General features: G+C 72.1%; 14 protein-coding genes. 12 read left to right on the top strand and 2 right to left on the bottom strand.

Annotated features, from left to right (window positions below):
- Positions 1-146: 146 nt before the first annotated feature.
- From recN to SAVERM_RS33430, 3 genes are all read left to right on the top strand, one after another.
- Positions 147-1,865, top strand: coding sequence for a DNA repair protein RecN (recN, locus tag SAVERM_RS33420; RefSeq protein WP_037646353.1), 1,719 nt, complete (start codon positions 147-149; stop codon positions 1,863-1,865).
- 213 nt (positions 1,866-2,078) lie between these two features.
- Positions 2,079-2,840 (top strand): hypothetical protein, encoded by a 762-nt coding sequence (locus SAVERM_RS33425; protein WP_037646354.1) that lies wholly within the window; start codon positions 2,079-2,081, stop codon positions 2,838-2,840.
- Between the two features lie 307 nt (positions 2,841-3,147).
- A complete protein-coding gene (locus SAVERM_RS33430) occupies positions 3,148-4,284 on the top strand; it encodes a glycosyltransferase family 4 protein (RefSeq protein WP_037646356.1) in 1,137 nt (378 codons plus the stop codon).
- A 21-nt stretch (positions 4,285-4,305) separates the two neighbouring features.
- Here SAVERM_RS33430 and SAVERM_RS33435 read toward each other — a convergent pair whose 3' ends face one another.
- On the bottom strand, positions 4,306-5,955 hold the full coding sequence (locus SAVERM_RS33435) for a PucR family transcriptional regulator (RefSeq protein ID WP_010987902.1): 1,650 nt from the start codon (positions 5,953-5,955) through the stop codon (positions 4,306-4,308).
- 76 nt (positions 5,956-6,031) lie between these two features.
- A complete protein-coding gene (locus SAVERM_RS33440; protein ID WP_042493852.1) occupies positions 6,032-7,834 on the bottom strand; it encodes a glycoside hydrolase family 15 protein in 1,803 nt (600 codons plus the stop codon).
- Between the two features lie 499 nt (positions 7,835-8,333).
- On the opposite strand from SAVERM_RS33440, the gene SAVERM_RS33445 reads away from it, so the two are divergent.
- From SAVERM_RS33445 to SAVERM_RS33485, 9 genes are all read left to right on the top strand, one after another.
- A complete protein-coding gene (locus SAVERM_RS33445) occupies positions 8,334-9,983 on the top strand; it encodes a CTP synthase (RefSeq protein ID WP_010987904.1) in 1,650 nt (549 codons plus the stop codon).
- 84 nt (positions 9,984-10,067) lie between these two features.
- Positions 10,068-10,694 carry an NUDIX domain-containing protein gene (locus SAVERM_RS33450; RefSeq protein WP_037646361.1) on the top strand — a complete coding sequence of 209 codons (627 nt, stop codon included), beginning with the start codon at positions 10,068-10,070 and terminating at the stop codon, positions 10,692-10,694.
- A gap of 160 nt (positions 10,695-10,854) precedes the next feature.
- Complete coding sequence (locus SAVERM_RS33455; RefSeq protein ID WP_010987906.1) at positions 10,855-12,936, top strand: tetratricopeptide repeat protein; 2,082 nt, start codon at positions 10,855-10,857, stop codon at positions 12,934-12,936.
- A gap of 144 nt (positions 12,937-13,080) precedes the next feature.
- A complete protein-coding gene (gene ald, locus SAVERM_RS33460; RefSeq protein ID WP_010987907.1) occupies positions 13,081-14,196 on the top strand; it encodes an alanine dehydrogenase in 1,116 nt (371 codons plus the stop codon).
- 443 nt (positions 14,197-14,639) lie between these two features.
- Positions 14,640-15,767, top strand: coding sequence for a ParA family protein (locus SAVERM_RS33465; RefSeq protein ID WP_078234541.1), 1,128 nt, complete (start codon positions 14,640-14,642; stop codon positions 15,765-15,767).
- Entirely contained in the window at positions 15,752-16,336 is a 585-nt protein-coding gene (locus SAVERM_RS33470; RefSeq protein ID WP_010987909.1) for a hypothetical protein, read from the top strand. The genes SAVERM_RS33465 and SAVERM_RS33470 overlap by 16 nt, the downstream gene beginning before the upstream one ends.
- 19 nt (positions 16,337-16,355) lie before the next feature.
- Positions 16,356-17,690 carry a segregation/condensation protein A gene (locus SAVERM_RS40630; protein ID WP_078936611.1) on the top strand — a complete coding sequence of 445 codons (1,335 nt, stop codon included), beginning with the start codon at positions 16,356-16,358 and terminating at the stop codon, positions 17,688-17,690.
- Entirely contained in the window at positions 17,687-18,337 is a 651-nt protein-coding gene (gene scpB / locus SAVERM_RS33480) for an SMC-Scp complex subunit ScpB (protein WP_010987911.1), read from the top strand. The genes SAVERM_RS40630 and scpB overlap by 4 nt, the downstream gene beginning before the upstream one ends.
- Positions 18,337-19,407 carry a pseudouridine synthase gene (locus tag SAVERM_RS33485; protein ID WP_010987912.1) on the top strand — a complete coding sequence of 357 codons (1,071 nt, stop codon included), beginning with the start codon at positions 18,337-18,339 and terminating at the stop codon, positions 19,405-19,407. Before scpB ends, SAVERM_RS33485 begins: the two co-directional genes overlap by 1 nt.
- Positions 19,408-19,503 lie beyond the last annotated feature (96 nt).

Genomic DNA, 19,503 nt, shown 5'->3' on the forward strand with positions numbered 1-19,503 from the left:
CACCTCCGCGGCCTTTCCGCGGGCCACCCCCGCGGGTGACACGGCTCCGGATCGTGCTCCCGCCACCTGCGCCTTCGCACCAGCGGGGCGGGGCCCGTCGCACTTCCGCTCCCTGACCTCGTAAGGTCGTGTCCGTGTTGGAGGAGATGCGGATACGGTCGCTCGGAGTCATCGACGACGCAGTCGTCGAGCTGTCGCCCGGCTTCACCGCCGTGACCGGTGAGACCGGTGCGGGCAAGACGATGGTGGTCACCAGCCTCGGGCTGCTGCTCGGCGGCCGCGCGGACCCGGCCCTCGTGCGGATCGGCGCGAAGAACGCGGTCGTGGAGGGGCGGATCACCGTACCCACGGGCGGGTCGGCGGTCGTACGGGCCGAGGAGGCGGGCGCCGAACTCGACGACGGTGCGCTGCTCATCAGCCGTACCGTTTCCGCCGAGGGGCGCTCCCGGGCGCACCTGGGCGGGCGGTCCGTGCCGGTGGGCGTGCTCGCGGAGCTCGCCGACGAACTCGTCGCCGTGCACGGGCAGACCGACCAGCAGGGGCTGCTCAAGCTGTCCCGGCAGCGGCAGGCGCTCGACCGGTACGCGGGCGACGCGGTCGCCGCGCCGCTCGCCAAGTACGCGGGGGCGTACCGGAGGCTGCGCGCGATCTCGGCGGAGCTGGAGGAGATCACCACGCGCGCGCGAGAGCGCGCCCAGGAAGCCGACATGCTGCGCTTCGGGCTCGACGAGATCGCGGCCGTCGAACCGCGCGCGGGCGAGGACGTGGAGCTGGCCGCGGAGGCCGAGCGGCTCGGCCACGCGGAGGCGCTGGCGTCGGCCGCCACGGCCGCGCATGCCGCGCTCGCGGGCAATCCGGAGGACCCCGAGGGCATCGACGCGGCGACGCTCGTCGCGGGCGCGCACCGGGCGCTGGACGCCGTACGGTCCCATGACGCGGCCCTTGGCGCGCTCGCCGGGCGGATCGGCGAGATCGGGATCCTGCTGGGCGATGTGGCGGGGGAGCTCGCGGGCTACGCCGACGACCTGGACGCCGATCCGCTGCGGCTGGCGGCCGTCGAGGAGCGCCGGGCCGCCCTCACCCAGCTGACCCGCAAGTACGGCCAGGACATCGACGGCGTGCTGGACTGGGCCGAGCAGAGCGCCGCGCGGCTCACCGAACTCGACGGCGACGACGAGCGGATCGGGGAGCTGACCGCCGAGCGGGACGCGCTGCGGACCGAACTGGGCGGGCTCGCACAGGCGTTGACGGACGCGCGGACGGAGGCCGCCGAACGGTTCGCCGCCGCCGTGACCGCGGAGCTGGCGTCGCTCGCCATGCCGCACGCGCGCGTGTCGTTCGACATCCGGCAGACCGAGGACCCGGAGGGCGCGGAGGTGGGCGGGCGCACGGTCGCCTACGGCCCGGCGGGTGTCGACGAGGTCGAACTGCTGCTGGCCCCGCACCCCGGAGCGCCGCCGCGGCCCATCGCCAAGGGGGCGTCCGGTGGTGAGCTGTCGCGGGTGATGCTCGCGGTGGAGGTCGTCTTCGCGGGCACGGATCCCGTGCCGACGTATCTGTTCGACGAGGTCGACGCGGGGGTCGGCGGCAAGGCCGCGGTCGAGATCGGCCGGCGTCTCGCCCGGCTCGCGAAGAGCGCGCAGGTCGTGGTCGTCACACACCTTCCCCAGGTGGCGGCCTTCGCCGACCGGCAGTTGCTGGTCGAGAAGACGAACGACGGGACCGTCACCCGCTCCGGCGTGAAGGTCCTGGAGGGCGAGGACCGCATCCGCGAACTCTCCCGCATGCTCGCGGGCCAGGAGGACTCCCAGACGGCCCGGGCCCACGCGGAGGAACTGCTGGCGACGGCCCGGGCGGACGGATAGCGGTCCGGGCGGACGGATAGCCGCCCGGCTGACGGCCGGGGCGGACGCCCGGGGCGGACGGATAGCGGGTCCGCGGTGACGGCCGGGGCGGACGGTTACCGGGCTGCCTGTCAGCTGGGGCGGACGGGGGAGCGGTCTGCCCGACGGCTCGGGCGGCGGACGGGTGGCGGGCCCCGGGAGGGCCCGCGGATTTCGGTCCCTAGGGTGGTTCATATGATCACACGAAGAGGCGGCTCGTTCGGGCTCGCCGCGGCGGCCACGCGCGCGGGAATCGCCGCCCTGCGCGCCAACGCGCCCGGCGGACGGGGGCGTTGGGAGCGGCAGAACTACGCCGGGCGGACCGTCGAGTTGTACGCCGGGCCCGCCGCCGTCGCCGGTGCCGCGCTCGGGGCCGGGCGGGTCCGGCCGGCCGCGGGGTTCGTGGTCCTTGCCGCCGGGGCGTGCGGTGCGTACGACGACGTCGCGGGGGCCGGGGATCCGCGGCGCGGGTTCCGGGAGCATCTCGCCGCGCTGCGGAAGGGCGAAGTCACCAGCGGTGCGGTGAAGTTGTTCGGGATCTCCGCCGCCGGGCTCGTCGCGGGGGCGCTCCTCGAGGAGCGGCTCCCGGACAAGGCGCTGGCGGGAGTCGTCATCGCCGGGACCGCGCACTTCGTCAACCTCGTGGACGTACGCCCCGGGCGGGCCGCCGGGGCCGTACTGGCCCTGGGAGCCCCCGGGTTGCTACGGCAGGGAGCCGCGGGTGAGCTGGCCGCGGCCGCCATGGGCGCAGCTGCCGCCGTCCTGCCCGACGACCTCGGCGAGCGCGCGATGATCGGCGACAGCGGGGCGCACGCCCTCGGTGCCGCGCTGGGCGCCGCGATCGTCGCGGGCAACGGACGGGCCGGACTCCTCGCCCACGCCGCCGCGTTGGTGGCCGCGACGGTGTACGGGGAGAGGGTGAGCGAGCTGGCACGCTCGATCGGCGCGCGGAAGTGAGCGTGCGCCCCTCTGAGTGGGTGCGCACCGCGTGTACGCGCCTTGGAGACCCGGCAGGGGTGGGGCCTGGCGTCCCACCCCGCGCGCAGCGCTCGCACTCGGTACGCTTCTCACTCATGTGAGTGACCGCGTCCGCCCTGAGGTGCCCGGACCACCGTCGCAGCGCGCGCCCGCCGGTCCCGCAACACCCCCGCGCCCTGGCATCCTTGACGGGAACCGGAGCACTTCGCGCGGTCCACCCCTGCCGCACGATCCTTCTGTACGTTTCTTCGTGACCGTCCGACGCCGAACCAGGAGCCCCGGCCACGTGAGCCTCGTGAGCAGCCACTCACCGCACGGCCAGTCGCCGCTGCGCACCGTGCAGGTGCTCGGCGGCGGCAGCGCGGGCAGCAGCGCGCATGTGCGATCGCTGGCCTCGGGCCTGGTCGCCCGCGGTGTGCGGGTCACCGTGTGCGCTCCCGCCGAGGCCGATCGCACCTATGACTTCGCAGGCGTCGGTGCCGAACACGTCCCCGTGCCCCGCAGCGGCGACCCCGCCTCCGTCGCCGCGCTCCGGGCCGCCTGCGCGGACGCCGACCTGGTGCACGCGCACGGACTGCACGCCTCCTTGCGCGCCGCCCTCGCGCTCAGCGGGCGCCGCACTCCGCTCGTCGTCACCTGGCACACCCGCGCGGAGGCCGAGGGCACCCGGGCCCATCTGCTGCGGCTGCTCGAACGGCGGGTCGCCAAGGCCGCCGCGGTCGTGCTCGGCACCTCCTCCGACCTGGTCGACCGGGCCCGCAGCCGGGGCGCCCGGGACGCACGGCTCGCCGCGGTCGCCCTCCCGGTGCTCCGCAAGCCCGTCGACCGGGACGACCCCGACCGGCTGCGCCCCAAGGCCCGTGCCGAACTCGGCGCCACGGGACGGCCGTTGCTCATGTCCGTCGGCTCCCTGGACCGGCAGCGCGGATACGAGGTCCTGCTCGACGCGGCGCGCGCATGGCGTCGGCTCGAACCGGTGCCGCTGCTGGTGATCGCGGGGGAGGGGCCGCTGCGTACGGTCCTGCAACGGCGGATCGAGGACGAGGAGCTGCCGGTGCGGCTCGTCGGGCGGCGCGACGACGTGGGCGAGCTGCTCGCGGCCGCCGATCTCGCCCTCCTGACCAGCAGTTGGGAGTCCCGCTCCGTCCTGGCCCAGGAGGCCCTCCACGCGCGCGTGCCACTCGTCGCGACGGCGGTCGGCGGCATCCCCGAACTGGTCGGCGACGCCGCCGAACTCGTGCCGTACGGCGATGCCGAAGCGCTCGCCGTGGCCGTCGTACGCCTGCTGGACGATCCCGGCCGCCGCGAGCTGCTCGGCGAGAAGGGCGTACGGCAGGCGGCCGGCTGGCCCACGGAGGACGAGACGGTCACCCAAGTGCTCAGTGTGTACGACGAGTTGACCCAGCCGACACCGCTCCCCTGAGCTGCCCCGATCCCTAGGGGACTAGGGGACGTGTCTGCGGGCCCGCAGCGCCAGGCTCAACGCCAGGACCGTCTGCGGGTCGTCCAGGTCCGTGCCCAGCAACTCGCCGATCCGGGCGAGGCGGTTGTAGAGCGTCTGCCGGTTGAGGTGGAGTTCGCGGGCCGTCTCCGCCTTGCGGCCCGCGTGCGCCAGATACGTCTGCAGGGTCGGCAGCAGCGGCGGTTTGGAACGGTTGTCGTGGTCGCGCAGGGGCCCGATCGCGCGGTCCACGAACGCCGCCAGGTCCGGATCGTCGCGCAGCCGCCACAGCAGCAGGTCGATGTCGAGACGCCGGGCGTCGTACCAGGGGCGGTCGGACAGCCCCTGGGCCGCCGTCGCCGTCTGCGCGGCGTGCCGCAGCCCCGCCGACGCGGCCGCCCAGCCGCCCGCGACCCCGACCACCACGACCGGCGGCTGCGCCCCCGGCCGCTGCATACCGGCCCGCTCGACACCCGCCCGCAGGGCCGCCGCGACGCGGTCCGCCACGGCCGACCGCTCGGACTCCGAGCGCAGCCCGAGCAGCAGCGGGACACGGCCCTCGACGGGACGTACGCCGAGCAGCACCGGTACCCCGATCGACGCGAGCTCCTCCGCGACCGCGCGCGCCAGCACCGCCCAGCCGCCGCCCGGGGAGAGCCCGTCGGCGAGCCGCATGACCACCGGCAGGAGCGGACCGGCGCCCGGCTTGAAGCCGAGGACCCGGGCCTGCGCGGGGGCGTCCGCGGCGTCGATACGGCCCTCCGCGAGGTCGGTGAGGAAGTCGCCGCGTCCGCGTGCCGCCAGCTCCTCCTCCTGGCGGGCCTGCATCAGGACCACGGCAAGGCTGCCCGCGGCCCGCTCGGCCGCGATCCGGTGCACCGGCGCCACCGGGTTGCCGACCGGCAGCAGGACCAGCCGGGCCCGGACCGAGCCGGCGCCAGGTCCGCCGCCGGGCACGTCCACGATCGTCGTCCCGGCCGGCGGCGCGTCCTTGTGCTGCCCGCGCAGCCCCTCCCACACCTGGAGCGGATCCGTGTCCGCGGGTCCGGCCCCGGCGGCGTACAGGAGCCGGCCGTCCGCGGTCTCCAGGAAGACGGGGTTGCCGCTGAAGTCCGCCAGGATGCGAAGCACCTGGGGCACTCCGCCGCCGCCAAGCAGGGCCTCCGTGCAGCGGCGGTGGACCTCCTCGGCACGCTGGAGCAGCGCGTAGTGGCCGTTGACGATCTCGGTGTGCACCTCCTCCGTGACCGTCACGAAGGGCACCTCCCGGTGCAGCTGGACCAGCGGGAGCCCGGCGGTCCTGGCCGTCTCCACGAGGGCCGCGGGCAGCCGGGTGAAGCGGGGGCCCAGTTCGACCACGAGGGCCGCGATACCGCGCTCGGCCAGGGTGCGGACGAACGCGCGCTGGTCGGCGGGGCGGGTGCCCAGGCCGTAGCCGGTGGTCAGGAGCAGCTCGCCGCCCTTGAGGAGCGAGGCGATGTTCGGCACCTCGCCCGCGTGCACCCAGCGCACCGTGCGGTGCAGCCGGTCGGCCCCCGCGAGCACCTCCGGCAGGCCGCTGCGCAGCCCGGGCAGCTCCAGGGCCCGCTGCACGGTGATCCCGGCGCCCTGGGTGTTCTGGCTGTCGAAACGGCTGTCGGAACGGCTGTCCATGCGGTGACGCTACCCCGACGGGCGGGCCCCGGCCGGGCCCCGCCCGTCGGCAGTCCCCGGGGGGCCCGGCCGAGCCTCAGCCGCCGTACGCGCCCGAAGCCGTCAGCCGGAGAGCCGTGTCGATCAGCGGCACGTGGCTGAACGCCTGCGGGAAGTTGCCCACCTGGCGCTGGAGGGTCGGGTCCCACTCCTCGGCGAGCAGCCCCAGATCGTTGCGCAGGGCCAGCAGCTTCTCGAAGAGCTTGCGGGCCTCGTCCACGCGGCCGATCATCGCCAGGTCGTCCGCCATCCAGAACGAGCAGGCCAGGAAGGCGCCCTCGTCGCCCGGCAGCCCGTCCACGCCCTCTTCCTCGCCCGAGGTCGGGTAGCGCAGGATGAAGCCGTCCGGCGTCGACAGCTCCCGCTGGATCGCCTCGATCGTGCCGATCACGCGCTTGTCGTCGGGCGGCAGGAAGCCCATCTGCGGGATGAGCAGCAGCGAGGCGTCCAGCTCCTTGGAGCCGTACGACTGCGTGAACGTGTTGCGCTCCTTGTCGTAGCCCCGCTCGCACACGTCCCGGTGGATGTCGTCGCGCAGCTCGCGCCACTTCTCCAGCGGGCCGTCCGCGTCACCGGACTCGATCAGCTTGATCGTGCGGTCGACCGCGACCCAGGCCATCACCTTGGAGTGCACGAAGTGGCGGCGCGGACCGCGCACCTCCCAGATGCCCTCGTCCGGCTCGTCCCAGTGCTTCTCCAGGTAGCGGATCAGCTTCAGCTGGAGGAGCGAGGCGTAGTCGTTGCGCGCCAGGCCCGTCATGTGGGCCAGGTGCAGGGCTTCGATGACCTCGCCGTACACATCGAGCTGGAGCTGGTGCGCCGCGCCGTTGCCGACGCGCACCGGCGCCGAGCTTTCGTATCCCGGCAGCCAGTCCAACTCGGCCTCGCCCAGCTCCCGTTCGCCCGCGATGCCGTACATGATCTGGAGGTTCTCCGGATCGCCGGCGACCGCGCGCAGCAGCCACTCGCGCCAGGCGCGGGCCTCCTCGCGGTAGCCGGTGCGCAGCAGCGAGGAGAGGGTGATGGCCGCGTCGCGCAGCCAGGTGTAGCGGTAGTCCCAGTTGCGTACGCCGCCGACGTGCTCCGGCAGGGAGGTCGTCGGGGCGGCGACGATGCCGCCCGTGGGCGCGTACGTCAGGGCCTTCAGCGTGATCAGCGAGCGGACCACTGCCTCACGGTAGGGGCCGTGGTACGTACAGTGCTCGACCCACTCCCGCCAGAACTCCTCGGTCGCCTCCAGCGCCTGCTCCGGCTCCGGCAGCGCGGGCGGCTGCTTGTGCGAGGGCTCCCACGAGATGGCGAACGCGATCCGGTCGCCCGGGGCCACCGTGAAGTCCGCGTACGTGGTCAGACCCTTGCCGTAGGTCTCGCAGGCGGTGTCGAACCACACCGAGTCGGGGCCGGCGACGGCCACCGTGCGCCCCTCGTGCCTGTGCACCCAGGGCACCACACGCCCGTACGAGAAACGCATCCGCAGGGCCGAGCGCATCGGCACCCGGCCGGTGACGCCCTCGACGATCCGGATCAGCTGCGGGGCGCCGTCACGCGGCGGCATGAAATCGGTCACCCGGACCGTGCCGCGCGGGGTGTCCCACTCGGACTCCAGGATCAGCGAGTCGCCGCGGTAGGTGCGCCGGGACGCTCTGGGCGGCTCGGCGTCGGAGGCGTGGGCCGGACCGAGGCGCCAGAAACCGTGCTCCTCCGTGCCGAGGAGTCCCGCGAAGACGGCATGGGAGTCGAATCGGGGCAGGCACAGCCAGTCCACTGTGCCGTCCTGGCAGACCAGTGCGGCGATCTGCATGTCTCCAATGAGTGCGTAGTCTTCGATGCGCCCGGCCACGTGCAACTCCAGTCGAACGGCCACGTCGCCCCTCAAAAAGGGGCGGTCGCTCTTTGCGGTCAAGGGGTCGGTGTGAAAAGTCGTCGTTCACCGACCCAACGGAAATGGTGCAGTCGATGTTCAACGAACTGACGAGCTCTTGTTGTTCCGGAGACGGGCGGGGGTGTTGCCGTTTCCCGGGGTGCTCGGCAGCGAGTGTCCGAGCAGGATACGTCGCACCTCGATGATCCGCGTGCCGCTCCCGGCAACGCGACTGCGCCGAACGAGTGAGCAACGGGTGAGTGTCACGTGACGGTCGTACGTCCGTGTCGACGTATGTGCAGAGCGTGGCCGGAAGCAGCCTCCCCGCGTCGCTGATACCCTGGTAGCCCGTGGACCGGTGGGCGCCCCAACGAGAATAAGGGTCCCCCGTACCGCAGCGACGGCACCTCCGGAAACCTCCGGTTCTGGCAGCCGCACCGCACCTCAAGACCGCGACCACGGGAGCCCCCTCTTGGCCATGCCGCCCAAATCCACGACGACCAAGCACATCTTCGTCACCGGGGGTGTCGCCTCCTCGCTCGGCAAGGGCCTCACCGCCTCCAGCCTGGGCATGCTGCTCAAAGCGCGGGGGCTGCGGGTCGTGATGCAGAAGCTCGACCCCTACCTGAACGTCGACCCGGGCACGATGAACCCGTTCCAGCACGGTGAGGTGTTCGTCACCAACGACGGCGCCGAGACCGACCTGGACATCGGCCACTACGAGCGCTTCCTCGACCGTGACCTGGACGGTTCGGCCAACGTGACCACCGGGCAGGTGTACTCGACGGTCATCGCCAAGGAGCGGCGCGGCGAGTACCTGGGCGACACCGTGCAGGTCATCCCGCACATCACCAACGAGATCAAGCACCGCATCCGCCGCATGGCGACGGACGAGGTGGATGTCGTCATCACCGAGGTCGGCGGCACGGTCGGCGACATCGAGTCGCTGCCGTTCCTGGAGACCGTCCGCCAGGTCCGTCACGAGGTCGGCCGGGACAACGTCTTCGTGGTCCACATCTCGCTCCTCCCGTACATCGGCCCCTCGGGTGAGCTGAAGACGAAGCCGACCCAGCACTCGGTCGCCGCCCTCAGGAACATCGGTATTCAGCCAGACGCGATCGTTCTGCGCTGCGACCGCGAGGTCCCCACCGCGATCAAGCGCAAGATCTCGCTGATGTGCGACGTCGACGAGGCCGCCGTGGTCGCCTGCCCCGACGCCCGCTCGATCTACGACATTCCGAAGACCGTGCACGGCGAGGGCCTGGACGCCTATGTCGTCCGCAAGCTGGACCTCCCGTTCCGCGACGTGGACTGGACCACCTGGGACGACCTGCTCGACCGCGTCCACAAGCCGGACCACGAGATCAACCTCGCGCTGGTCGGCAAGTACATCGACCTGCCCGACGCCTACCTCTCGGTCACCGAGGCGCTGCGCGCGGGCGGCTTCGCCAATCGCGCCCGCGTGAAGATCAAGTGGGTCACCTCGGACGACTGCAAGACCCCGGCCGGCGCCGCGGGGCAGCTCGGTGACGTCGACGCGATCTGCATCCCGGGCGGCTTCGGCGACCGCGGTGTGTCCGGCAAGGTGGGCGCGATCCAGTACGCCCGCGAGCACCGGATTCCGCTGCTCGGCCTCTGCCTGGGCCTGCAGTGCATCGTGATCGAGGCGGCCCGGAACCTGGCCGACATCCCCGACGCGAACTCGACGGAGTTCGACTCCGCCACCGGCCACCCCGTCATCTCCACCATGGCCGAGCAGCTCGACATCGTGGCGGGCGAGGGCGACATGGGCGGGACGATGCGCCTGGGCATGTACCCGGCCAAGCTCGCCGAGGGCTCCATCGTGCGCGAGGTGTACGACGGCAAGGAGTACGTCGAGGAGCGCCACCGCCACCGCTACGAGGTGAACAACGCCTACCGCGCGGAGCTGGAGAAGAAGGCCGGTCTGCAGTTCTCCGGCACGTCCCCGGACGGCAAGCTCGTCGAGTACGTCGAGTACCCGCGCGAGGTGCACCCCTACCTGGTGGCGACGCAGGCGCACCCGGAGCTGCGCTCGCGCCCGACCCGCCCGCATCCGCTCTTCGCGGGCCTGGTGAAGGCCGCTGTGGAGCGCAAGACGGGCAAGTAGCACAAGGTTGTACGGTTGCCGGGGTGCGTGTCTTTCGGGACGCGTGCCCCGGCTTTCGTACGTGCGTGGGAGGAACAGGGCGACATGACCATCAAGGACACCCCCGAGGAGTGGGAGGTCAGGGCGACCGAGACCCCCTTCAAGGGCAACAAGACCTCCGTCCGCACCGATGACGTGGTCATGCCCGACGGCTCGGTCGCCCGCCGGGACTACCAGGTCCACCCCGGCTCGGTGGCCGTGGTCGCCGTCGACGACGAGGGCCGCGTGCTGGTCATCCGCCAGTACCGCCACCCGGTGCGCCACAAGCTCTGGGAGATCCCGGCGGGCCTGCTCGACATCCCCGGCGAGAACCCGCTGCACGCGGCCCAGCGCGAGCTCTACGAGGAGGCGCACGTCAAGGCCGAGGACTGGCGCGTTCTCGTCGACCTCTACACGACGCCCGGCGGCTGCGACGAGGCCGTGCGCATCTTCCTCGCCCGCGATCTGTCCGAGGCCGAGGGGCGGCGCTTCGAGGTCGAGGACGAGGAGGCCGACATGGAGCTGTCGCGCGTCCCGGTCGACGAGCTGCTGCGCGGTGTGCTCGCCGGCGACCTGCACAACAACTGCCTCGTGACGGGCGTCCTGTCACTGATCGCGGCCCAGAACGGCGAGGGACTCGACGCGCTGCGCCCGGCCGACGCGCCGTGGCCCGCGCGCCCCTTCGAGGCCTGACCCCCCGCCGACGGCATTCGTCCTACGATCGCCTGATCCGATCGGGGGACGTGCCCGCCGTGCTCCGCCGGAATCGTCGCAGAGCGTGAACTAGGCTCTGAAAACGACCCGACCGGAGTCCCGGCGGGCCCGTGTGCGCAGTGGGACGGGAGCGTGACCCGTGACGGATCAGGCGGTGGACACAGGCGGCTCTCAGCTGCCGGGAAACGAGCAGCGGCCCGCTGCCGCCCCCGCTCCCACGGTCAGTCAGTTCCTCGGCCGCACAAGAGAGTTGAAGGAACTCCGCGCCGACATCGAGCGCGCGGGTCTCGACACCCTCTCCGGCCGCAAGGCCCCCCGCGCGCGGGTGCTGCTCATCGCGGGCCGGCCCGGCTCCGGCCGCACCGCGCTCGCCGAGGAGCTCGTACGACAGGTTGCGGACCGTTACCGGGACGGGGTGCTGCGCGCCCGGCTCACCGAGCCCGACGGCACGCCCGTCCCGACCGAGCGCACGGCGCGCGAGCTGCTGGCGGCCCTGGAGGTGGCCACGCCCCCCGGCGCCGCCGAGGACGACCTCACCGAGGCGCTGCGCGAGGCCCTCGCCGACCGCCGGACGCTGCTCCTGCTCGACGACGTGGCCGCCGCCGAGCAGGTCGACGCCTTGCTGCCCGGCACCCCCGACTGCCTGGTCGTGGCCGTCTCCGAGGGCCCCCTGACCGGCATCGCGGACGTCCGGCCGTGCACCCTGGGCGGCCTCGACACGAAGTCCGCGCTGGAGCTGCTGGGCCGCCTCACCGGGGCGGTGCGCATCACCGTCGACCCGCGAGCCGCCGAAGGGCTCGTCGAGGAGTGCGCCGGCCAGCCCCTCGCCCTGGTCCTCGCGGGGAGCTGGCTGGCCGCCCGCCCCCAGGCCGCCGTCGCCGACCTCGCCAAGCAGCTGCGCTCCGAGGGCGACGAGGGCCCGCCGACGGCACGCCTCTTCCGGCTCGCCTACGCCGGGCTGCCGGCCACCGCCCAGCGGATACTGCGCCTGCTCTCCCTCGCCCCCGCGGGCCTCGTCGACCCGCACACCGCCTCCGCGCTCGCCGGCTGCTCGGTGAGCGCGGCCCACACGACCCTCGACGACTTCGCCGCGCTCGGCCTCGTGCGGCTGCTGGAATCCCCCCTGCCACAGTACGAGGTGCCCGGCTCCCTGCTGCCGCTGCTGCGCGCCCTCGCCGAGTCACGGGAGCGTCCCGCCGAGCTTCAGCTGGCCCGCGCCCGGATGCTCGAGCGGACCGTGCGGCTGCTGCAGTCCTGCCGGGCCATCACCGAGACGGACAGCATCGAGGCGCGCGAGAAGCTCCTCGGGATGCCCCGCACGCTGCGCTTCCCGAACCCCCGGGCGGCCGCCGACTGGCTGCGCGTGCGGCAGCCCGCGCTGTTGGCCGCCGCTCGCAGCGCGGTCGCCGACGGGGAGCTGGACACCCTGGCCCGGCGGCTCATGTCCCAGCTGGTGCGCGCGATGGTCGCCCACTTCGGCACGCAGGCGTCGGCGCCGGAGCTGTACGGCATCCACCGCCTGGTCCTCGACGTCGCCGAGCGCCGGAACCTGCCCCGTGAGCAGGCCGCGGCCCTGCTGAACCTCGCCGACCTGGACACGCGGACCGGCCGCACGACCGAGGCCCTCGCCCGCTACCGGGCCGCGCTGGACGCCGGCCGCGAGGCGAACGATCCGTATGCGACCGGCCGCGCGATGGAATCCGTAGGCGGCGCCCACCAGGAACTCGGGGACTACGACCGGGCCGCCGACTGGTACGGCCGGGCGCTGGCCCAGCGGCTGGCGCGCGACGAGCGCGTGGACGCGGCGCGGCTGTACGGCCGTATCGCCACCGCGCACACCTATGCGGGCCGCTACGGCGAGGCGCTGCGCAACTGGCGCTCGGCGGTCGCCGGGCACCGCAAGAACGGCGATGTGGCGGCCCAGGCGCGGGCGTTGAGCGAGCTGGCCCGGGTCCAGGAGTACGCGGGCCGCCCCGAGGAGTCGCTGCGCACCTGCCAGGAGGCCGTGGAGTGGGCGCGCCGGGCCGACGACGTACGTCTGCAGGCCGCGCTCCAGCTCCGGCTGGCCGACACCCTGGAGCACCTCGGCGACCCCGCGGCGGCCAAGCTGCACCGCGGCGCGGCCGAGCGGATGCTGGGAGAAGAGCTCCTGGAGAGCGACTCAGGTGCGGAACAAGCCCCTAACGCCTGCGAAATCCGCAGTGCATCCAGCAAAGATTGATGCATTGAAAGGCTAGACAGCGGGAACACCTTCATTAGACTGGCTCTGCCGCACCTTCTCCTGCGGTGTCTCCCGGTGTGCCCCCATGCATCCGGGTATGTCATGCAATACCCCACACCCCCTGAGCCAAGGACCGTGATCGACGTGAAGGTCGGCATCCCCCGCGAGGTCAAGAACAACGAGTTCCGGGTGGCCATCACCCCCGCAGGCGTGCACGAGCTGGTGCGCTACGGCCACCAGGTCTTCATCGAGCAGAACGCCGGCGTCGGCTCCTCGATCACGGACGACGAGTACGTCTCCGCCGGCGCGCAGATCCTTCCGACCGCCGACGAGGTCTGGGCCATCGCCGACCTGCTGCTCAAGGTCAAGGAGCCCATCGCCGAGGAGTACCACCGCCTCCGCAAGGACCAGACGCTCTTCACCTACCTGCACCTGGCCGCCTCCCAGGAGTGCACGGACGCCCTCCTGGAGTCCGGCACCACGGCGATCGCGTACGAGACCGTCGAGCTGCCCAGCCGCGCCCTGCCGCTGCTGGCCCCGATGTCCGAGGTCGCGGGCCGGCTCGCCCCGCAGGTCGGCGCCTACCACCTGATGCGCGCCAACGGCGGCCGTGGTGTCCTGCCGGGCGGTGTCCCGGGTGTGCTCCCCGCCAAGGCGGTCGTCATCGGCGGCGGCGTCTCCGGCTGGAACGCCGCGCAGATCGCCATCGGCATGGGCTTCCAGGTGACCCTGCTCGACCGTGACATCAACAAGCTCAAGGAGGCGGACAAGATCTTCGGTACGAAGATCCAGACCGTCGTCTCCAACGCCTTCGAGCTGGAGAAGGCCTGCCTCGAGGCCGACCTCGTCATCGGCGCGGTGCTGATCCCGGGTGCGAAGGCCCCGAAGCTGGTCACCAACGAGCTGGTCTCGCGGATGAAGCCCGGAAGTGTCCTTGTCGACATCGCGATCGACCAGGGCGGCTGCTTCGAGGACTCCCGTCCGACCACGCACGCCGAGCCGACCTTCCGGGTCCACAACTCGGTCTTCTACTGCGTCGCCAACATGCCCGGCGCCGTCCCCAACACCTCGACGTACGCGCTGACCAACGCCACGCTGCCGTACATCCTGGAACTGGCGAACCGCGGCTGGGCCGAGGCGCTGCGCCGTGACCCCGCGCTCGCCAAGGGCCTCAACACCCATGACGGCAAGGTCGTTTACCGCGAGGTCGCGGAGTCGCTCGGCCTGGAGTACGTCGAGATCGAGTCCCTGCTCGGCTGAGTCCCGGCGTGGCGAGGAGTCGACTTCTCGGCTCCTGAGTCGACCTGGGAGTCGACTTCCGAGCTGACAAAAGGCGATACGTCAACACAGGTCGTCAACACCGCGCACCCGGCCGGACCTTGCTCGACAAGGCCCGGCCGGGTGTGTGTCGGGTCACTTTGCGACACTCGATCAACTCGCCGCGAACGTAACTCTTCGACCGATTCGCACACCCGTGAAACCTGCCGTGCGACGCCCTTACGCCCTTGACAGAGGGATGTTCGGTCGCCGACACATCGGGTCGGGTCCGGCGGATTGTGTTGCTGCGGACCGGTGACACGCCATAGAGTCGCCAATCGTCGGCATGGTGCCACGCTGACCTATCTAGAAGTTTCCTGGTCACCAAGGAGGTAAGACGACTTGTGAATGAGTCGACATTTACTCCCGGGGGTGGTCAACCAGGAATGCCGGCGCGGGGCCAGGGCCCCACGGGGCTCGAGGCTGTCGGCTCCGTCGCTGTCCGAACCTTCGCAGCCCACAAGAGTCCCCGGATGACTCAGACAGCACACCCGAGCATGGATGGCCATCACGTGAACGCCATGGCCGGCAACGGAAGTGGCGAGAACCGCACCCACTTCGCCGACTACGACGAACTGCCCGAGGGGCACTTCTACGACCCCGACGCCGAGTACGAGCCCGACCCCGAGTACGCGGCCACGCTCGCGCCCGACGCTGCCCGCCAGCGCCGTGAGCGCGTCGGCCCGACCGGCCGCCCGCTGCCGTACTTCCCGATCCCGGGCCCGCTGACCGACCACGGTCCCGCGAAGATCATCGCGATGTGCAACCAGAAGGGCGGCGTCGGCAAGACGACGTCGACCATCAACCTGGGTGCCGCCCTCGCGGAGTACGGCCGCCGGGTCCTGCTCGTCGACTTCGACCCGCAGGGCGCGCTGTCCGTGGGTCTCGGCGTCAACCCGATGGAGCTCGACCTCACCGTCTACAACCTGCTCATGGAGCGGGGTATGGCGGCCGACGAGGTGCTCCTGAAGACAGCGGTCCCGAACATGGACCTGCTGCCCAGCAACATCGACCTGTCCGCCGCCGAAGTGCAGCTCGTCTCCGAGGTCGCGCGCGAGTCCACGCTCCAGCGTGCGCTCAAGCCCCTGATGGCCGACTACGACTACATCGTGATCGACTGTCAGCCCTCGCTCGGTCTGCTCACCGTCAACGCCCTGACGGCCGCTCACAAGGTGATAGTGCCGCTCGAGTGCGAGTTCTTCGCGCTGCGCGGTGTCGCGCTGCTCACCGAGACCATCGAGAAGGTCCAGGAGCGGCTCAACCCCGAGCTGGAGCTCGACGGCATCCTCGCCACGATGTACGACTCCCGGACCGTGCACAGCCGTGAGGTCCTCGCGCGCGTGGTCGAGGCGTTCGACGATCACGTCTACCACACGGTGATCGGCCGGACCGTGCGCTTCCCGGAGACCACGGTCGCCGGTGAGCCGATCACGACGTACGCCTCCAACTCCGTCGGCGCCGCCGCCTATCGCCAGCTTGCCAGGGAGGTGCTCGCCCGGTGTCACGCCGAGTGAGTCTGCCGGGGGCCGACGAACTGTTCCGTACCACCGGGGGAATGGGGCTCCAGGCGTCCACCCCCAGGCGCCAGGCCAACGGCGAGGCCCGAGTGCCGGCTCCGGCGGGCGAGAGCGACGCCGCCGCCGCCGCGGAGAACACGCCGGTCTCGGTGCCCGTGCAGGGCGGCGACGGCGAGGGTGACGAACACGTCGCGGCGGACACCGCCGAGGCGGAGGCGGGGGAGTCCCGTACGCGGTCCGGCGGCGCGGAGCGCTCCGGGCGGCGTCAGCCGCCGCAGGAAGGTTCTGCCTCGCCCTCGTCGCAGCCGCAGGCCCAGCCGCGCAAGCGCGGGCGGTCCGGCGGACGGCGGCCCAGCGGACGGGAGCGGCACGACGAGAAGATCACGGTGTACGTGTCCGCCGAGGAACTGATGGATCTCGAGCACGCACGTCTGGTGCTCCGGGGTGAGCACGGGCTCGCGGTCGACCGCGGGCGGATCGTCCGCGAGGCGGTCGCCGTGGTGCTCGCGGATCTGGAGTCCCGCGGGGACGCGAGCATTCTGGTACGCCGGCTGCGTGGGCGGTAGGCGGTAGCCTGCGAGGGCTATGACCTCGTACGACCCCTCGGTCCCCGCTTCCGGCCCTGCCGGTCGTCGGCGTGTGCTGGGACGGGGGCCCGGGGCCGTCGAACGGCCCGCGGAACCGCCCGTGGCGCCGTCCGCGGAACCACCCGTGGAGGCGCCGCCCGCGCCTGCGCCGACGGTGGAGCAGATCGAACCGGAGGCGGAGCCTGCGGAGGCGGCCCCGCCTCCGGCTCCACCCGAGCCCCAAGCCGATCCCCCCGCGCCGCCGGCCCCTCGGGGGCCTGAGGCCGGTCGTCCCGCGTCGTCGGCGCTCCGGGAGCCCGAGGCCGAGCAACCCGCGCCGTCGGCCCCTCGGGAGTCTGAGGCCGAGCAACCCGCGCCGTCGGCTCCTCGGGAGTCTGAGGCCGGTCGTCCCGCGTCGTCGGCGCTCCGGGAGCCCGAGGCCGAGCACCCCGCGTCGTCGGCTCCGCGCGAGCCCCAAGCCGAGCACCCCGCGTCTCCCGCCCTCCCGGCGTCCCCGCCGGGGTCGGGCGGGCCCGAGGAGGCCGGTGACGGTGTCTTCAAGGTGCGGCTCGCGAACTTCGAGGGCCCCTTCGATCTGCTGCTCCAGCTGATCTCGAAGCACAAGCTCGACGTCACCGAGGTCGCGCTCTCCAAGGTGACCGACGAGTTCATGGCGCACATCCGGGCCATGGGACCGGACTGGGACCTCGATCAGACGACCGAGTTCCTGGTCGTCGCCGCCACGCTGCTCGACCTCAAGGCCGCCCGCCTCCTGCCCACGGCCGAGGTCGAGGACGAGGCCGACCTCGCGCTGCTCGAAGCGCGGGACCTGCTGTTCGCGCGACTGCTCCAGTACCGCGCGTACAAACAGATCGCCGACATCTTCAACCGCAGGGTGGAGGAGGAGGCCCGCCGGTATCCACGTACCGTCGGACTCGAACCGCACCACGCCGAGCTCCTGCCCGAGGTCGTCATCAGCATCGGGGCGGAAGGCTTCGCCAAGCTCGCCGTGAAGGCGATGCAGCCGAAGCCCAGGCCGCAGGTGTACGTCGACCACATCCACGCCCCGCTGGTCAGCGTGCAGGAGCAGGCCGGGATCGTGGTGGCCCGGTTGCGGGAGCTGGGCGAGGCCAGTTTCCGCACACTCGTCGAGGACACGGACGACACGCTCACCGTCGTCGCCCGGTTCCTCGCGCTGCTGGAGCTGTACCGCGAGAAGGCCGTCGCCCTCGACCAGGAGACCGCGCTCGGCGACCTGATGGTGCGCTGGACCGGCGGCGAGGACGGCGAGCAGCCGAAAGTCACCGACGAGTTCGACCGACCGCCCCAGGAAGCCAAGGAGGACCAGGCGTGAGCGAGGAGATCACCGAAGTCGCGGCGGACCTCGACAGCGTCGCGGGGCTCGATCTGAAGCCCGCGCTGGAGGCCGTCCTCATGGTCGTGGACGAGCCCGCCACCGTGGAGCACCTCGCGAAGATCCTGGAGCGGCCCAAGCGGCAGATCGCGGATGCGCTGCGCGAGCTGGCCGACGAATACACCGGGCAGGGGCGCGGCTTCGAGCTGCGGCTGATCGCGGGTGGGTGGCGGTTCTACACCAGGCCAAAGTACGCGACGGCCGTGGAGCGCTTCGTGCTGGACGGCCAGCAGGCCCGGCTCACCCAGGCGGCGCTGGAGACGCTCGCCGTGGTCGCGTACCGTCAACCGGTCAGCCGTTCGAGGGTCTCCGCCGTGCGTGGAGTGAACTGTGACGGGGTGATGCGCACCCTCCTGCAACGCGGTCTGGTCGAGGAGGCGGGCGCGGAACCCGAAACAGGTGCGATCCTGTACAGGACGACGAACTACTTCCTGGAGCGAATGGGCCTGCGTGGCCTGGACGAGCTCCCGGAGCTCGCGCCCTTCCTCCCCGAGGCGGACGCGATCGAGGCCGAGACGCAGGAAGGTGTGCCGTCGTTCGATCCGGACGCACCGGAGACAGACGACCCGACGACGACGGAACTTTGATGCGAAGCAGTGGCAGCGGCAAGAGCGGCGGACGCGGTAACTACCGTGGCGCCGGCAACGACAGGGACCAGAAGCAGGGGCAGGGGCAGGGTCGCCCCAGCAAGCCCCGCCCCGAGGAGCGCCGCTACGACGTGGGCCCCGGCGCCACCCAGGACGGCCCGAAGGCCGGGCGCGGCAACGCGGCGCGTGGCGGTGCCAAGGGCGGCCCCAAGCAGAGCCGGCAGCGCGGCGGCCGTACGGAGCCCGCGCGCTCCCGTGAGTACGAGACGCGGGCCGAGGAGCGCAACCGGGACCGGTACGCGGGCAAGCCGGAGGTCAAGACGCCCAAGACCTTCCCGGGCGCCGAGCAGGAGGGTGAGCGCCTGCAGAAGGTGCTCGCGCGCGCGGGCTACGGTTCGCGGCGTTCCTGTGAGGAGCTGATCGAGCAGGCCCGGGTCGAGGTCAACGGCGAGATCGTCCTGGAGCAGGGGCTGCGCGTCGACCCGGAGAAGGACGAGATCAAGGTCGACGGGCTGACCGTGGCCACGCAGTCGTACCAGTTCTTCTCGCTGAACAAGCCCGCCGGTGTCGTCTCGACCATGGAGGACACGGAGGGCCGGCAGTGCCTCGGTGACTATGTGACGAACCGCGAGACGCGGCTCTTCCACGTGGGGCGGCTCGACACCGAGACCGAGGGCGTCATCCTGCTCACCAACCACGGCGAGCTGGCGCACCGGCTGACCCACCCCAAGTACGGCGTGAAGAAGGTCTACCTCGCGCACATCGTGGGCCCGATCCCGCGCGACCTGGGCAAGCGGCTCAAGGACGGCATCCAGCTGGAGGACGGGTACGCGAAGGCGGACCACTTCCGGGTCGTCGAGCAGACCGGCAAGAACTACCTCGTGGAGGTCACCCTGCACGAGGGGCGCAAGCACATCGTGCGCCGCATGCTCGCCGAGGCCGGCTTCCCCGTCGACAAGCTGGTGCGCGTCGCCTTCGGGCCGATCACCCTGGGCGACCAGAAGTCGGGCTGGCTGCGCCGTCTGTCCAACACCGAGGTCGGCATGCTGATGGGCGAGGTCGACCTGTAGCCCCGCTGTTCTCATCACGTCTGCCGAGCCGCGGGCGTCCGGATTTTCCGGGCGCCCGCGGCTTGTCATATCCCGCCCGGCCTCTTTATAGTCGAG

The organism is Streptomyces avermitilis MA-4680 = NBRC 14893 (assembly GCF_000009765.2).
GTDB lineage: Bacteria > Actinomycetota > Actinomycetes > Streptomycetales > Streptomycetaceae > Streptomyces > Streptomyces avermitilis.

Excerpts from the sequence above, each read along its gene's own strand:
- SAVERM_RS33450 (WP_037646361.1), top strand. The coding sequence starts at position 10,068 with ATGACCATCAAGGACACCCCCGAGGAGTGGGAGGTCAGGGCGACCGAG.
- SAVERM_RS33425 (WP_037646354.1), top strand. The coding sequence starts at position 2,079 with ATGATCACACGAAGAGGCGGCTCGTTCGGGCTCGCCGCGGCGGCCACG.
- recN (WP_037646353.1), top strand. The coding sequence starts at position 147 with ATGCGGATACGGTCGCTCGGAGTCATCGACGACGCAGTCGTCGAGCTG.
- SAVERM_RS33445 (WP_010987904.1), top strand. The coding sequence starts at position 8,334 with ATGCCGCCCAAATCCACGACGACCAAGCACATCTTCGTCACCGGGGGT.
- SAVERM_RS33465 (WP_078234541.1), top strand. The coding sequence starts at position 14,640 with ATGCCGGCGCGGGGCCAGGGCCCCACGGGGCTCGAGGCTGTCGGCTCC.
- SAVERM_RS40630 (WP_078936611.1), top strand. The coding sequence starts at position 16,356 with ATGACCTCGTACGACCCCTCGGTCCCCGCTTCCGGCCCTGCCGGTCGT.
- SAVERM_RS33435 (WP_010987902.1), bottom strand. The coding sequence starts at position 5,955 with ATGGACAGCCGTTCCGACAGCCGTTTCGACAGCCAGAACACCCAGGGC.
- SAVERM_RS33485 (WP_010987912.1), top strand. The coding sequence starts at position 18,337 with ATGCGAAGCAGTGGCAGCGGCAAGAGCGGCGGACGCGGTAACTACCGT.